We start from the raw sequence: 13,517 nt of genomic DNA on the forward strand, positions 1-13,517 counted from the left end.
GATCCTGATGTACGCCCGCGTAGGTCGACAAGGCAAAGCGCAAGGCAAGCCATTCGCCGCGACCGGCTGGTTTGCCGCCGGCTATCTCCTGGCCTGGTGCGGCTTTTCGCTGGCAGCCACCCTGCTCCAATGGGCGATCGAGCGGGCCACCCTGCTGGATTCCCGGATGGCGATCGCGAGCAACTTGCTCGGCGGCATCGTGCTGATCGCGGCGGGCGTCTATCAATGGACACGGTTCAAAGACATCTGTCTCGCCCAATGCCAGTCGCCGTTTCTGTTCCTGATGCGCCACGGCGGCTTTCGCAGCGACCTGCGAGGCTGCTTGCTGCTGGGTTTTCGGCATGGAGGCTATTGTGTCGGCTGCTGCTGGGTCTTGATGGCGCTGTTGTTCGTGGGCGGCGTGATGAACGTGCTCTGGATTGCGCTTCTGTCGTTGCTTGTACTTTTGGAGAAAGTCACGCCGGTGGGACGCTGGATCGCGCGCGCTGCCGGCATTGCCTGTGTGGCCGCGGGCGCGTGGCTCCTGCTGACCTTGCCGAAGTGATTGCGAGGCGCGGACGACGATCGCGCCGACTCTCGGCCGCGAGATCGAACATCGAAGATTTGGGGAGGCCTCGTTCCAGGGTCCGCAGCGCGAACACGGCGGGCACCGAAAATCGCGAAACAATCTTTCGCGTGTCTGTTTGCTTGGTGCGCTCGGAGGGACTCGAACCCCCACGATTTTACTCACTGCCACCTCAAGGCAGCGCGTCTACCAATTCCGCCACGAGCGCTTTTGGGGATGCCGGCTTGAGGCTTTGAAGGCCAACCGGATCAACGGCGCCGATCTAACAAATCCATCAGAGGGGTACAAGCCTCCAAAGGCCCTGAATTCCACAAGCTTGGCGGGAAAGTTCCGGCTCCTTGCGCCGGGATCAGCCTTTTTCCGCCTGCCCAGGCCGCTACGCGTGCCCTGGCCGCTACCGCGTGCCCGGGATACGTGGCAGCATCTGCTTGACCTCGACCGCGATCCGGTTGCGGTCGACCAGCACAACGCCGGAGGCGACCGGCAGATTATTGGCCAAAACCTTGACCTCGTCGGCCTCGGTTGCGTCCAGCTCGATGATGGCGCCGCGGGAAAGACGTAATACCTGATGGATCGGCATGGTTGTCGTCCCGAGGACGACCATGAGATCCACGGTGACTTTGTCGAGAGTCGGCACTTCAGCACCACCGCAACTTGGGACTAGGACTAGGGACTTGGTATTTGCGCCTCGGATCATCACCCGGTTATGGTTAGCCAATGGTTAATTCACCCCAAAACCCCCGCCAAGAGCTCGATTTAACGTCGTTTTCCGCCTCCTCCGGCGAGCCCGTGGAGTGGCGGATTTCGGACGCGCCCGTGCCCTATCCGGAGGCCGTGGCCGAAATGGAGGCGCGCGTCGCGGCGATTGCGGCGGATGAAGCTCCGGAGCGGGTCTGGCTGCTGGAGCACCCCCCGCTCTACACGTCCGGCACCTCCGGCAAGGCCACCGACCTGCTCGATGCCCGATTCCCGATCTTTGCCACCGGGCGCGGCGGGCAGCTCACCTACCACGGGCCCGGCCAGCGCGTGGCCTATGTCATGCTCGACCTGAGGCGCCGCCGGCCGGATGTCCGGGCCTATGTCGCGAGCCTGGAAGAGTTGATCCTGCGGACACTCGCCGCCTTCAACATCCGTGGCGAGCGGCGCGAGGACCGGGTCGGCGTCTGGGTCAAGCGGCCCGACAAGGGACCCGAGCACGAGGACAAGATCGCGGCGATCGGCGTCCGGCTGAAGCGCTGGGTCTCGTTCCACGGCATCGCCATCAATGTCGAGCCGGAGCTGTCGCATTTCGCCGGCATCGTGCCCTGCGGCGTCGCCGATCCCCGCTACGGCGTCACCTCGCTGGTCGACCTCGGCCAGCTCGTGACGATGGCCGATGTCGACGTCGCGCTCCGGCAGGCGTTCGAGGAGCTGTTCGGGCCCACCCGGGCGCTGATGCCGGAAGCAGCGGCCTAACTTCCGGTCTCCCTCATTCTCCGCAAACCCGGAATCAGCTACGCTTGATCTCGGTGTCGCCCACGCCTCCCCCCTCCGCCGGGAAAGTAGATGTCATGCCGGGCGAATTGACCATCGGACCGACTGTTCGAGCGCCAGGCATAAGGAGGGATTGCGTTTCAGCTCGCAATGGGAGGTTTTTGCGATGAGACTGTCTGCACCCATCTATCATCTGAAGCGACGAGCGAGGCGTCTGTCCCGCCAGGAAGGCATCCCGCTGCACGATGCGCTCGACCGCATCGCCGCGACGGAAGGTTTTTCCGCATGGAGCATGCTCGCGGCGAAAGCTACCGCAGCGACGCCGACCAACAGGCTCTTCCCGCAATTCCAACCGGGGGACCTGGTGTTGGTGGGCGCGCGTCCCGGCCAGGGCAAGACCCTGATGAGCCTCGAGCTTGCCGTGGAGGCGATGCGGTCAGGCCATCGCGCCGCGTTCTTCTCGCTGGAATACACCGAGAAAGACGTCTTCGATCGCTTTCGGGCGATCGGCGTGGACCTGGCGCAATTCGAAAAACTGTTCGAGGTCGATTGCTCCGACGCCATCAGTGCCGACTACGTCGTCAAGCAGATGGCCGCAGCACCGCGCGGCACGGTCGTGGTGATCGACTATCTGCAACTGCTCGACCAGCGGCGGGAAAATCCCGACCTCACCGTTCAGGTGCGCGCGTTGAAATCATTCGCGCGCGACAAGGGATTGATCGTCGTCTTCATCTCGCAGATCGACCGTTCCTATGATCCCTCGCTCAAGCCTTGCCCTGACCTGGACGATGTCAGGCTGCCGAACCCGCTCGACCTGAAGCTGTTCGACAAGACTTGTTTCCTGAACAAGGACGAAGTTCAGTTTCGAATAGCGAGCTGACGATCAGGAGGCCCAACCGGTTCAGGCCGCGGGTGCGGTTATTCACCCGCGGCCTCCCTCCTCACGCCTTCTCGGGCGAAACCTCGAGCTTGCCGGCGATGTAGCGCCGCTCCTGGGTCAGGCCGCCAAAGCCGTAGGCATCGCCCTTGACCTCGTCGACGTGCAGATAGGTCTCGTGATGCAGCGGGCCCAGGATCCCGGCCATGCGCTTGAACATCGCGGCGAGATAGGTGGCCTTCTCGTCCTTGGTGTTGGTGCCTTCGCTGACATGGATGTCGATCCAGTAGCTCGCGAGCTTTTGCTCTGCGAGCGACTTGCCGCCGGCGAACCAGTCGGCCGCCTCCACCGACTTCACGATGATAGCGGTGACCTCAGGATCCTTGTGCAGGATTTTTGCGGTGAGCTCGGACACGGCGCTCGCGATGTCGGCCTTCAGCGAGGGCGACTGGCGGGAGGTGGTGTAGGACACGGTGATCAGCGGCATGGTCGTTCTCCTCGGATGTCGCGCAGGTGTTGCGCGGCGTTGGGGAGAAGCTAGACCCGCCCTCGACATTTTGGTATCTTATCTCTGTTGATACCAGTGATAAGATATCATAATGACAGCAACGCTCGACATTGCCACCGTCCAGGCCTTCCTGCTGGTCGCCGACCTCCAGAGCTTTACGCGTACCGCCGAAGCGCTTGGCACGACCCAGGCGGCCGTCAGCCTCAAGCTTCAACGGCTGGAGACGCTGCTGGGAAAACGTCTCGTCGAGCGCTCGCCGCGCGCGGTCCGTCTTACCGCGGATGGCGCAGCGTTCCTCGAGCGCGCCCGCGCGCTGATCGCGGCGCATGATCGCGCGCTGTCGGGCGAGGCCTCAGTCGCGCAGTCGCTCTCGCTCGGCATCTCCGACCATGCCGCGGGCCCAGAGCTGGTACCCCTGCTCGAACGCCTGCATGCGATGTCGTCGAACCTCACGCTCGCCGTCGCCATCGGTTTCTCGCGCGAGATGCAGAAGGCCTATGATTCGGGCCGACTGGATGCGGTGATCGTGCGCCAGGAAGGCAGCCGGCGCGGCGGCGAGAAGCTGGCCGAGGATGAGTTCGGCTGGTTCGCGTCACGACGCTTCACGGTGCCAAAGGGGCAGCCTTTGCCGCTTGCGACGCTCGCCCGGCCCTGTGGGGTCCGCGCCATCGCGGTGCGCGCGCTCGACAAAGCCGGCCTGAAATGGCGTGAGCGCTTCGTTGGCGGCGGCGTCACCGCCGTGGTTGCAGCCGCGCTCGCCGGACTTGCAATCGCGCCGCTGGCGCGACGGATCGCGCCCCCCGGGCTGGTCGACATCGGACCGACCCACAAGCTGCCGAAACTCGGCAGCTCGAAGGTGATGTTACATTCGAAGGTCAGCGATCCCGCCAAGCTGGCGGCGCTGCGCGCAGTCGCGGCAACGTTCCGGAGCGTGGCGGCGATCTGACGCCGCACGGCTTTACAAGATTGCTTCGAACGCGCTGCGCAGCGTCTCGTGCCGGAACACAAAACCGCGGCTCAGCGCCTTGTTGGGCAGCACGCGCTGACCGCCGAGCAGGAGCTCGTCGGCGAAACCGCCGCCGATCCGGCGCAGCAGGCCGCCGGGAATCCGGAACACCGCAGGCCGATGCAGGCGGCGGCCTAGCTCCTCGCTGAACTTTGCGTTGGTGACGGGGATCGGCGCGGTGGCGTTGACGGGACCGGCGAGATCGGGCGTCGCCATCACATAGGCGATCAGCCGGATCAGATCGTCGCGCTCGATCCAGGACATCCATTGCCGCCCGTTGCCGATGGGACCGCCGAGCCCGAACTCGAACGGCGTCAGCAAGCGCGTGACGAAGCCGCCTTCGGTGCCGAGCACGAGGCCGATGCGCAAATTGACCACGCGGACGCCGAGCTCCTCCGCCGGCCGCGCCGCCGCCTCCCAGGCCGCACACAGCTCGTGGCTGAAGCAGGCGTGCGACTTCGCCGATTCCGTCAGCACCTGGTCGGCCCACAGGCCATACCAGCCGATCGCAGAGCCGCTGACGAGCACCTCGGGCTTGCGTTCGAGCCGCGCGATCAGCTTGACGATCTCGCCGGTCATGTCGATGCGCGAGCCGAGAATCTTCGCGCGCTTCGCCTCGGTCCACAGGCCGTTGCCGATGGGCTCGCCGGCGAGATTGACGACAGCGTCGATAGGCGCGTCAGAGGCGAGCTGATCGAGGCTCGTGATCAGCGTGACCGGGGGCGGCAGCATCTCGGCCTTCGCGGGATTGCGGATCAGCGCGATGACGTGATGCCCCGCTCCGCTGAGGCTCGCTGCGAGGCGGCTGCCGATGAAGCCGGTGGCGCCAGATATCAGCACCGTCTTGCGGCCGGACAGCTTTTCGACGAGCCCATGCGCGGGAACGCTTTTCATGCGGCTGAGCCGGCGCATCGCCGCAAAATCCCTGACACCGCACAGCGCCGCGCCGACCGCACACGCCGTCGCGGCAATGCTGAGCAGGCCCTGATACACGACCATCACGCCGAGGGGCTGCGTGGCCCAATCGATCAGCACCGGCAACAGCAACACCAGGATGGCGCCGTAATTGATCGCGAGCAGCGTGTGATTGATCCGCTCGCTCGGCGGCAGTTTTCGGCTGAGATCCTCCTCGACGAAATCCATCAGCGTGATGACGATCTCGGCGACCAGCACCGCGACGATCAGCAGCGCCAGCGCGCCATGGACTTCGAGCCAGCCGAGCACGAGGAACAGCAGCGCATAAAGCATGTTGCGAATGCCGTGCAGCTTCAATTCGAAACGCTGCGACGGACGCCAGGCCAGGCGCTCGGTGAATTCGTGATGATAGAAGGTGTCGAACACGCCCATTACGATCTGGATGGCGATAAGCGTCCACATGAGCTGTGTCATGACACGGCCTCCCTGAACATGGCGGACTGGTGGATCAGCCCGCCGTAACGCGGATGAACGACATCGAGGGTGAAGCGGAAGGCGCCCTCGCCGAGATCGCTGTGTGTCACCGTGAGATCGCCCGGCGTCAGCCATCGCGGCAGCGGAATCCACACGCGTCCAAACTGGAGTCCGTAGCCGGCGCTGCGAAACGTCAGCGCTTGGTCCTCGACCGTGATGCGCAGCGCCATCGAGACGCCGAAGCCGACATATTCTTCCAGCCCGGTCGGGCCGGCAAAACGTTTGGCGGAATGGATCACTTGCGGAAAGCCGCGCTTGCGCGCGCAGATGCGGGTCCAGGTCTGGCCGCCCCCGCCGGCGTCTTCGGTCACCGTGACGATGATGGGGACGCCGGTGTCGCGGCCGGTCGGCAGCGGACCGCCGATCAGGCGCGCGGCTTGTGCGAACCACCAGCCGATGTCGCTGAAGCTGATCTCGTCGACCACACCGACATAGACGACGCTGTCGCCGTCGGCGACGCGTTTCGAAAAACGTCGCCACGTCGCCAGCGGCAGCCGGCCCCAATCCTCGTCCGACAGCAGCGCGCGGAAGCGGCGATCGTCGAGCAGTTTCGTGTGAGCGAAGGTCGATGCGTTGGAGCCTGATAATCTTGCCGACGTCATCGCACCCTCCTCAAACCTATTTGGCCTTGCCCAGCGGCAGCAGATTGGCGATCTTCTCACCAAGCCGCATCAAGGCGGCCAGCCGCGGCCGCGGCACCTTCAGCATCTGCATGAACCAGTGGTCGGCGAGCTCGGTGAAGGCGAGCATCTCCTTCAGCCGTTTGCTCGCGACCGGATTGATGGTCGGATCGTCCGCAGCATCGGACACGCAGGCTCTGAGCGCTGTGATCGCCGGATCAAGCTCCCGCTCCTTGCGCCGCGCCGCGATCCTGGCCGCAACCTCCCAGATGTCGGTCTCGGCCTCGTAATGGTCGCGGCGATCGCCGAGAATCGGGACGCGCCGGATCAGGTTCCAGGCAAGCAGCTCCTTGAGCGAGTTGGAGACGTTGGAGCGGGCCATGCCGAGGGTGTCGGCGATGTCCTCGGCCGTCATCGGCGCCTCGGCCAGATAGAGCAGCCCGTGGATCTGGCTGACCGAGCGATTGACGCCCCACTCGTCCCCCATGTCACCCCAATGCAGGATGAATAGCTCGACGGCGGCTGGGAGTTTCTTTCTTCCGGTTATTTCTGTCATAACAGAAATATCTGACGGATAGGATCGGGTGTCAAGAGCATCCGCTGGCTTGCGTCCTGCATACGGGCTCGCAATATTGCCTAAAAAGGTTCCAAACTCCCGGGAACAATCCGCCACGTGCTGCGTTTGCCCCCGTTGAGGCAGGGTGCGGGAATGGTCGAGAAGTCTAGTCAGCAGAGGGACTTGTTCGAAAGCGAACGCAGTTTCCGCCTGTTAGTTGAAGGAGTTGCCGACTACGCGCTCTACATGCTGGATCCCACCGGGAGAATCACCAGCTGGAACATCGGCGGCGAGCGCATCAAGGGCTATTCGCCCGGGGAGATCCTCGGCCAGCACTTTTCCCGTTTCTACACCGAGACCGACCGCGCCAACGGCAAGCCCGCCCGTGCGCTCGGGATCGCGCGGGACAAGGGCCGCTACGAGGAGGAAGGCTGGCGCGTCCGCAAGGACGGCACCTTCTTCTGGGCCAGCGTCGTGATCGATCCGATCTACGAGGACGGCAAGCTGGTCGGCTTCGCCAAGATCACACGCGACATCACCGAGCGCCGCAATACCCACATCAAGCTCGAGGCGATGCAGAAGCAGCTCGCCGAATCGCAGAAATTCGACGCGCTCGGCCAACTCACCGGCGGGGTCGCCCACGATTTCAACAACCTCCTGATGATCATCAGCGGCAGCCTCCACATGCTGAAGCGAGGGGCCGACGACGAAGCCAAGCTTCAGCGCGCGATCTCGGCCATCGAGACCGCCACCAGGCGCGGCGCCGCGCTGACCAACCAGCTCCTCACCTTCGCACGGCGGCAGAGCGTCAATCCGCAGGCGATCGACTTCGCCGACCGCATCGCGGCGATCCGCGAGGTGCTCGACGCCGGCGTCGGCAGCTCCGTGCGCGTGGCTTTCGACGTCAGCGGCGACGTCTGGCCGATCAGGACCGACGTTTCCGAGCTCGAGACCGCCCTGCTCAACCTCGTCATCAATGCCCGCGACGCGATGCCCGACGGAGGCACGGTGACGATCGCAGCGCGCAATCTCGTGCTCGACGAGGACCCCCTCGTGGGCGAATTCATCGCGATCGACGTCAGCGATACCGGCCTCGGCATTCCCTCCGACGTTCTCGACAAGATCTTCGAGCCGTTCTTCACCACCAAGCCGATCGGAAAGGGCACCGGCCTCGGTCTCTCCCAGGTGCACGGCTTCGCCCATCAGGCCGGCGGCACGATCCGGGTCGCGAGCGCGCTCGGCAAGGGCACGACGTTCACCATCCTCCTGCCGCGCGGAGAAGACGAGCCATCGCGCGAGGCGGCGGGAGAACCGGCGTTCCAAGGCAGCGGCACGGTGCTGCTGGTCGAGGACAATCCAGACGTCGCCGCCGTCAGCATCGGCCTTCTGGAGCAGCTCGGCTATCAGGTGCGCCGGGTCGCGGACGCCGAAGCCGCCTTGAGCGAGATCGAGAAGAACGGCGTCGATTTCGTGTTCTCGGATATCGTCATGCCCGGCAAGATGGACGGGCTCAGCCTCGCCCATCACCTTCGCCAGATCCGCCCCGGCCTGCCGATCCTGCTCGCCACCGGATACAGCGAAGTCGCAGCAGGCGTGCGCGGCGATTTCCCGATTCTGCGCAAGCCCTACGAGATCCACGAATTGAGCGAAGCGATCGCCAAGCTGCCGCGGTGATTCCTTAGCTACACCGTCGGCAACACCGAAAACGCCTCGCCTGCCCGGCGCAAGTTCAGCTCATCGACGTCGGCCGTCTCGCTGGTGACGCTGTCGACGCGCGAGGACGGCGGGCCGTGGCGGCACAGCGCAACCATATCGGCGACGTGCTTTGGCGGCCCCGCGAACAGCGCTTCGACGCTGCCATCGCGGCGGTTGCGGACCCAGCCTTCGAGACCGCACGTCGTCGCCTGATACTCGAGCCAGGCCCGGTAGCCGACGCCCTGCACGCGGCCGCGGATCATGACCTGGAGGATCGCCCGGCTCATTGTTTCAATCCGAGGACAAGGGCGCTGCGCGCCTTGACGTCGGCCTCGCGCGTGAGGCGGCTGGTCAAGTCCGATGACGGGAGGCCTTTGAGATTCTTCGGCGCGATACCGTCGCGCAACGCCTTCTGCGTCTCGTAGACGGCCTGCGTTGCGGCCGCGATCGGCGCGTGGCCCTGAAGCGCGATGCGCACGCGCTGGCCAGCGAGGTATTCGAGCACGTTCAACTCCTCCGGCGCGCCGCCGAGCACGATCGGCAGGCGCGTCGCAGATGCGATGGCGTCCAGCTCGGCGCGCGACTTGATGCCGGTGAAGAACAGCGCATCGACGCCGGCGGCCTCGTAGGCCCTGGCGCGGCGGATCGCATCCTCGACCGAGGTGATCGAGGCCGCACCGGTGCGACCCATGATGACGAGCGAAGGATCGCCGCGGCCGTCGAGTGCCGCCTTCATCTTGCCGACGCCCTCCTCCAGCGAGATCAGCTGGGTCTTCGCTTCGCCGAAGCCAGCCGGCAACAGCGTGTCCTCGATGGTGAGGCCGGCGGCGCCCGCCGTTTCCAGCTCCTGCACCGTGCGGCGCACGTTGAGCGCGTTGCCATAGCCGTGATCGGCATCAACCAGCACCGGAAGCGCTGCCGCACGCGACATCCGCCGCATCTGCTCGGCAAGCTCGGTGAGCGTGATCAGCGTGATGTCGGGGTCGCCGAGCACCGCGAGCGAAGCCACCGAGCCGCCGAACATGCCGAGCGGGAAACCGAGATCCTCGGCGATGCGGATCGAGATGGCGTCGTAGACCGAGCCGGGATGGACGCAAGTTCCGCCCGACAGGATCGAGCGCAGTTTTTCGCGGCGGGAACGAAAGGCCATGGTTGCCTCACTCCAAAATCCTCATCCTGAGGAGCGTGCACTTGCGCGCGTCTCGAAGGATGAAGGCCCGGCTGGTGGCCTCGCCCTTCGAGACGCCGCGCACGCGCGGCTCCTCAGGGTGAGGGTCTAGTGTTTTGCTCCGGAGAGCTTACGCAAACTCCAAAATCAGCGCATCCACCGCGAGCGTCGCGCCGGCGCTGGCGTGGATCTTCTTTACGGTGCCGTCCTGCTCGGCGCGGAGCACGTTCTGCATCTTCATGGCTTCGACCACCGCGAGAGTCTCGCCGGCCTTGACCTCCTGCCCTTCGGTCACCGCGATCGAGACCACGAGGCCGGGCATCGGACAAAGCAGCTTCTTGCCGGTGTCGGCAGCCGTGGTCACCGGCATCAGCCGCGCCGAGGCTGCTTCCGCTTCGGTCCAGACATAGACCGGCACCTCGACGCCCTGATGCGCGAGGCGGATGCCGTTCGCGATCGGGCGCACCTGCACCGCCACGACGTGGCCGTCGATGGTGCCCTGCCAGACCGGATCGCCTGGCTTCCACGGCGACTGCAACAGATGCGCATTGCCGGCCTTGCCGTCGGCATCGACGAAACGCACCGCGACCGCCTCGCCGTCGCGCGCGATCTCCAGCAGGATCTCCTGGCGCTCGAGCCAGACCGCTCGGCGACGCTCGCGCTGCACGATGCGGCCGCCCATCTGACCCGAGATCTGCCGCTTGCGCTCGCCCAGCACGTGATCGATGGCGGCGCCGACCGCGGCAAGCCGCCGTGCGATCTCGCCTTCCGGCACGCGCACGGCAAAGCCCTTGGGGAACTCCTCGGCGATGAAGCCGGTGGAGAGCCGGCCTTCGCGCCAGCGCGGATGATGCATCAACGCCGACAGGAACGGGATGTTGTGGCGGATACCGTCCACGTAGAACGAATCCAGCGCGGTGGCCTGCGCCTCGATCGCGGCCGCGCGCGACGGCGCGTGGGTGACGAGCTTGGCGATCATCGGATCGTAATGGATCGAGATCTCGCCGCCCTCCTGCACGCCGGTGTCGTTGCGCACGGTGATGCCGTCCTGGCTCGCTTCCGCCGGCGGTCGGTATTTCACGAGGCGCCCGATCGAGGGCAGGAAGTTGCGGAACGGGTCCTCGGCGTAGAGACGCGACTCCACTGCCCAGCCCGTCAGTGTGACGTCCTTCTGCGCAATGGCGAGCTTCTCGCCGGCGGCGACGCGGAGCATCTGCTCGACGAGGTCGACGCCGGTGACAAGCTCGGTGACGGGATGCTCGACCTGGAGGCGCGTGTTCATCTCCAGGAAGTAGAAGCTCTTGTCCTGCCCGGCGACGAATTCGACGGTGCCGGCAGAGTCGTAATTCACCGCCTTAGCGAGTGCGACCGCCTGCTCGCCCATCTTGCGGCGGGTGGCTTCGTCGAGCAGCGGAGACGGCGCTTCCTCGATGACCTTTTGGTTGCGGCGTTGGATCGAGCATTCGCGCTCGCCGAGATAGATCACGTTGCCGTGCTTGTCGCCCAGCAGCTGGATCTCGATATGGCGGGGATCGACGATGAACTTTTCAATGAAGACCCGGTCGTCGCCGAACGAGGCTTTGGCCTCGGCCTTGGCGAGGTTGAAACCCTCTGCGACCTCGGAGGTCGAATGCGCGATGCGCATGCCCTTGCCGCCGCCACCAGCGGAGGCCTTGATCATCACGGGATAACCGATCTCGTCGGCGATCTTGACCGCGTGCGTTGCGTCCTCGATGACGCCGAGGTAGCCGGGCACGGTCGAGACTTTTGCTTTCGCGGCGGCCTTCTTGGATTCGATCTTGTCGCCCATCGCTGCGATCGCGCCCGGGTTGGGGCCGATGAAGACGATGCCGGCCGCCTCCAGTGCGCGCGGAAACGCCTCGCGCTCGGACAGGAAGCCGTAACCGGGATGCACGGCCTCGGCGCCGGTCTTGCGGCAGGCCTCCACGATCTTCTCGATCACCAGATAACTCTCGGCCGCAGCCGGCGGGCCGATCAGCACGGCCTCGTCGGCCATCTCGACATGCAGAGCGTCGCGGTCGGCTTCGGAATAGACGGCGACCGTTTGAACTCCCATGCGGCGAGCGGTCTTGATGACCCGGCAGGCGATTTCGCCGCGATTGGCGATCAGAATGCGTTTGAACATGCTTTTCTTGAGTCTCGACCTTGGGCGGGACCCTTCCCTGGCCGTTGGAGCCTATGGGACGGGCCGTGTGGCTCCCGTGGTACATCAAAATAGGCGGGAGGCAACGGTCAAAATCCGGCCCCTCTGGCGTACCAGCGCAAGACCAAAGCAAGACCGAAACGGGCCTGGCAGGCCCCTGGGTGGCCTACGGCTTCCCGGCCTTGCCCACATTCCGGACCAGGCCGTGAATGAAGCCGAGCTTCGCGACGACGACCGGCGAGAGAATGAACGGATAGAGGTCGCGCATGCCCATGGCGCGGTTGACGCTGTTCATGGCGAAGGTGAAGGGCAGCCATGCGTTCACGATCGCCTCGACGTCCCTCGCCTCGTAAGGGTTGAATCGGATGCGCGTCGTCAACTCCCCGTCGCGGTCGACCTTGGGGCGCACCTCCATGCCGAACTCGCTGGCCATCTCCAGGGTGTCGACGATGTGAAGATAGTGCGCCCAGGTTTCGGCGAAATCCTCCCAGGGGTGCGTGGTCGCATAGGCCGAAACGTAGTTCTGCTGCCAGTCCGGCGGGGCGCCTTCGGCATAGTGGCGCTGCAAGGCCTGGCCATAATCGGCGGAATCGTCGCCGAACACGGCGCGGCATTCGTCCAGCTTGCCGCCGTCGCGCACCAGCACGTCCCAGAAATAGTGCCCGACCTCGTGGCGGAAATGCCCGAGCAGCGTCCGGTAGGGCTCGCCCATCTCCAGCCTGCGCCGCTCGCGCTCGATGTCGTCGGCCTCGGTCAGCGCGATCGTGATCAGGCCGTTGTCGTGGCCGGTCAGGACCTTCTGCCCGCTCTGCGGATCGTCGGCGAGGAAATTGAAGATCAGGCCATGTTCGGGATTGTCCTGCCGGGTCTGGAGCGGCAGCTTCCAGCGGATCAGGGAATAGAACAGCCGGTGCTTCGCCATCTCCAGCTCGCGCCAGCCAGCGAGTTGCGCCTGATCCGACAGGTCCGGCACGACGCCGTTATGGCGGCAGGCGCGGCAATAGCCGGTGGTGTCGCCCGCGTCCGTCAGCCAGTTGCAGGCATCATGCTCGGCATTGCTGCACAGCATGCGACTTTCGCCCTTGGTCGCCAGCGTCTTCCAGGCCTCTCCGTCGGGCTCGATCGCCGACATCGTCTCCTTCTCCGGCAGGAACGCGACGCGGTGGCCGCAGCGCTCGCAGGCGCGGTTCTCAAAATAGATGACGTTGCCGCAGGCCTGGCAGACAAAAAGCTTCAAGATTTAGCCTCTTCGGAAAGCGAGTCTTTATGAGTGAAAGTTGTGGCGCCTCGCGGATACGCGCACGGAGGGCTCATCGTTCCAAGGTTCGGAACAAATAGCCAGACCTGGCGTTCTTTCATGCCCACCACACTGCATTCGGCGACGTCTTTCTTTCCATATACCCTTTGGGCAATGGCCATCACGCTTCGTCTGTGTG

14 protein-coding genes and 1 tRNA gene are annotated in these 13,517 nt (G+C 65.0%); 5 read left to right on the plus strand and 10 right to left on the minus strand.

Annotated elements, in window-relative coordinates; translation table 11 throughout:
* Window positions 1-544 (plus strand): DUF2182 domain-containing protein (locus AC0L20_RS03625; protein ID WP_473287477.1); only part of this gene is annotated, 544 nt, incomplete at its 5' end.
* Between the two features lie 144 nt (window positions 545-688).
* Here AC0L20_RS03625 and AC0L20_RS03630 read toward each other — a convergent pair.
* Window positions 689-773: transfer RNA gene (locus AC0L20_RS03630), tRNA-Leu, on the minus strand.
* A gap of 186 nt (window positions 774-959) precedes the next feature.
* Window positions 960-1,202, minus strand: a complete 243-nt coding sequence (locus tag AC0L20_RS03635) for a FliM/FliN family flagellar motor switch protein (protein ID WP_007603171.1) — start codon at window positions 1,200-1,202, stop codon at window positions 960-962.
* Between the two features lie 80 nt (window positions 1,203-1,282).
* Here AC0L20_RS03635 and lipB point away from each other — a divergent pair, with 80 nt between their 5' ends.
* Window positions 1,283-2,020 carry a lipoyl(octanoyl) transferase LipB gene (gene lipB / locus AC0L20_RS03640; protein ID WP_473287478.1) on the plus strand — a complete coding sequence of 246 codons (738 nt, stop codon included), beginning with the start codon at window positions 1,283-1,285 and terminating at the stop codon, window positions 2,018-2,020.
* 184 nt (window positions 2,021-2,204) lie between these two features.
* Entirely contained in the window at window positions 2,205-2,918 is a 714-nt protein-coding gene (locus AC0L20_RS03645; RefSeq protein ID WP_473287479.1) for a DNA helicase, read from the plus strand.
* A 61-nt stretch (window positions 2,919-2,979) separates the two neighbouring features.
* On the opposite strand, the gene AC0L20_RS03650 is transcribed toward AC0L20_RS03645, so the two are convergent.
* On the minus strand, window positions 2,980-3,402 hold the full coding sequence (locus AC0L20_RS03650) for a tautomerase family protein (protein ID WP_473287480.1): 423 nt from the start codon (window positions 3,400-3,402) through the stop codon (window positions 2,980-2,982).
* A 112-nt stretch (window positions 3,403-3,514) separates the two neighbouring features.
* Here AC0L20_RS03650 and AC0L20_RS03655 point away from each other — a divergent pair, with 112 nt between their 5' ends.
* Window positions 3,515-4,369, plus strand: coding sequence for a LysR family transcriptional regulator (locus AC0L20_RS03655; RefSeq protein ID WP_473287481.1), 855 nt, complete (start codon window positions 3,515-3,517; stop codon window positions 4,367-4,369).
* A 12-nt stretch (window positions 4,370-4,381) separates the two neighbouring features.
* Here the strand turns inward: AC0L20_RS03655 and AC0L20_RS03660 are convergent, their stop codons facing one another.
* Genes AC0L20_RS03660 through AC0L20_RS03670 form a run of 3 tightly spaced genes read right to left on the minus strand, consistent with a single transcriptional unit; the run spans window position 4,382 to window position 7,054 of the window.
* Window positions 4,382-5,818 carry a TIGR01777 family oxidoreductase gene (locus AC0L20_RS03660; protein ID WP_473287482.1) on the minus strand — a complete coding sequence of 479 codons (1,437 nt, stop codon included), beginning with the start codon at window positions 5,816-5,818 and terminating at the stop codon, window positions 4,382-4,384.
* The gene (locus AC0L20_RS03665) at window positions 5,815-6,480 is read right to left on the minus strand and encodes a DUF4166 domain-containing protein (RefSeq protein WP_473287483.1); all 666 of its coding nucleotides are present in this window, start codon (window positions 6,478-6,480) and stop codon (window positions 5,815-5,817) included. The genes AC0L20_RS03660 and AC0L20_RS03665 overlap by 4 nt, the downstream gene beginning before the upstream one ends.
* A 16-nt stretch (window positions 6,481-6,496) precedes the next feature.
* Window positions 6,497-7,054 carry a GbsR/MarR family transcriptional regulator gene (locus AC0L20_RS03670; protein WP_473287484.1) on the minus strand — a complete coding sequence of 186 codons (558 nt, stop codon included), beginning with the start codon at window positions 7,052-7,054 and terminating at the stop codon, window positions 6,497-6,499.
* Window positions 7,055-7,207: 153 nt separating this feature from the next.
* Here AC0L20_RS03670 and AC0L20_RS03675 point away from each other — a divergent pair, with 153 nt between their 5' ends.
* Complete coding sequence (locus AC0L20_RS03675) at window positions 7,208-8,728, plus strand: ATP-binding protein (protein ID WP_473287485.1); 1,521 nt, start codon at window positions 7,208-7,210, stop codon at window positions 8,726-8,728.
* An 8-nt stretch (window positions 8,729-8,736) separates the two neighbouring features.
* Here AC0L20_RS03675 and AC0L20_RS03680 read toward each other — a convergent pair whose 3' ends face one another.
* From AC0L20_RS03680 to AC0L20_RS03695, 4 genes are all read right to left on the minus strand, one after another.
* Window positions 8,737-9,036 (minus strand): acylphosphatase, encoded by a 300-nt coding sequence (locus AC0L20_RS03680; protein ID WP_007603158.1) that lies wholly within the window; start codon window positions 9,034-9,036, stop codon window positions 8,737-8,739.
* On the minus strand, window positions 9,033-9,899 hold the full coding sequence (locus AC0L20_RS03685; protein WP_473287486.1) for an isocitrate lyase/PEP mutase family protein: 867 nt from the start codon (window positions 9,897-9,899) through the stop codon (window positions 9,033-9,035). Before AC0L20_RS03685 ends, AC0L20_RS03680 begins: the two co-directional genes overlap by 4 nt.
* 148 nt (window positions 9,900-10,047) lie before the next feature.
* On the minus strand, window positions 10,048-12,063 hold the full coding sequence (locus AC0L20_RS03690) for an acetyl-CoA carboxylase biotin carboxylase subunit (protein ID WP_473287487.1): 2,016 nt from the start codon (window positions 12,061-12,063) through the stop codon (window positions 10,048-10,050).
* 184 nt (window positions 12,064-12,247) lie between these two features.
* Window positions 12,248-13,318 (minus strand): zinc-binding metallopeptidase family protein, encoded by a 1,071-nt coding sequence (locus AC0L20_RS03695; RefSeq protein ID WP_473287488.1) that lies wholly within the window; start codon window positions 13,316-13,318, stop codon window positions 12,248-12,250.
* Window positions 13,319-13,517 lie beyond the last annotated feature (199 nt).

The organism is Bradyrhizobium sp. Kon58, from assembly GCF_055807455.1.

What these genes read in the sequence shown, in the direction of transcription:
- AC0L20_RS03685 (WP_473287486.1), bottom strand. Translation starts at nt 9,899, where the DNA reads ATGGCCTTTCGTTCCCGCCGCGAAAAACTGCGCTCGATCCTGTCGGGC.
- lipB (WP_473287478.1), top strand. Translation starts at nt 1,283, where the DNA reads ATGGTTAATTCACCCCAAAACCCCCGCCAAGAGCTCGATTTAACGTCG.
- AC0L20_RS03675 (WP_473287485.1), top strand. Translation starts at nt 7,208, where the DNA reads ATGGTCGAGAAGTCTAGTCAGCAGAGGGACTTGTTCGAAAGCGAACGC.
- AC0L20_RS03665 (WP_473287483.1), bottom strand. Translation starts at nt 6,480, where the DNA reads ATGACGTCGGCAAGATTATCAGGCTCCAACGCATCGACCTTCGCTCAC.
- AC0L20_RS03655 (WP_473287481.1), top strand. Translation starts at nt 3,515, where the DNA reads ATGACAGCAACGCTCGACATTGCCACCGTCCAGGCCTTCCTGCTGGTC.
- AC0L20_RS03680 (WP_007603158.1), bottom strand. Translation starts at nt 9,036, where the DNA reads ATGAGCCGGGCGATCCTCCAGGTCATGATCCGCGGCCGCGTGCAGGGC.
- AC0L20_RS03650 (WP_473287480.1), bottom strand. Translation starts at nt 3,402, where the DNA reads ATGCCGCTGATCACCGTGTCCTACACCACCTCCCGCCAGTCGCCCTCG.
- AC0L20_RS03645 (WP_473287479.1), top strand. Translation starts at nt 2,205, where the DNA reads ATGAGACTGTCTGCACCCATCTATCATCTGAAGCGACGAGCGAGGCGT.
- AC0L20_RS03670 (WP_473287484.1), bottom strand. Translation starts at nt 7,054, where the DNA reads ATGACAGAAATAACCGGAAGAAAGAAACTCCCAGCCGCCGTCGAGCTA.
- AC0L20_RS03690 (WP_473287487.1), bottom strand. Translation starts at nt 12,063, where the DNA reads ATGTTCAAACGCATTCTGATCGCCAATCGCGGCGAAATCGCCTGCCGG.
- AC0L20_RS03660 (WP_473287482.1), bottom strand. Translation starts at nt 5,818, where the DNA reads ATGACACAGCTCATGTGGACGCTTATCGCCATCCAGATCGTAATGGGC.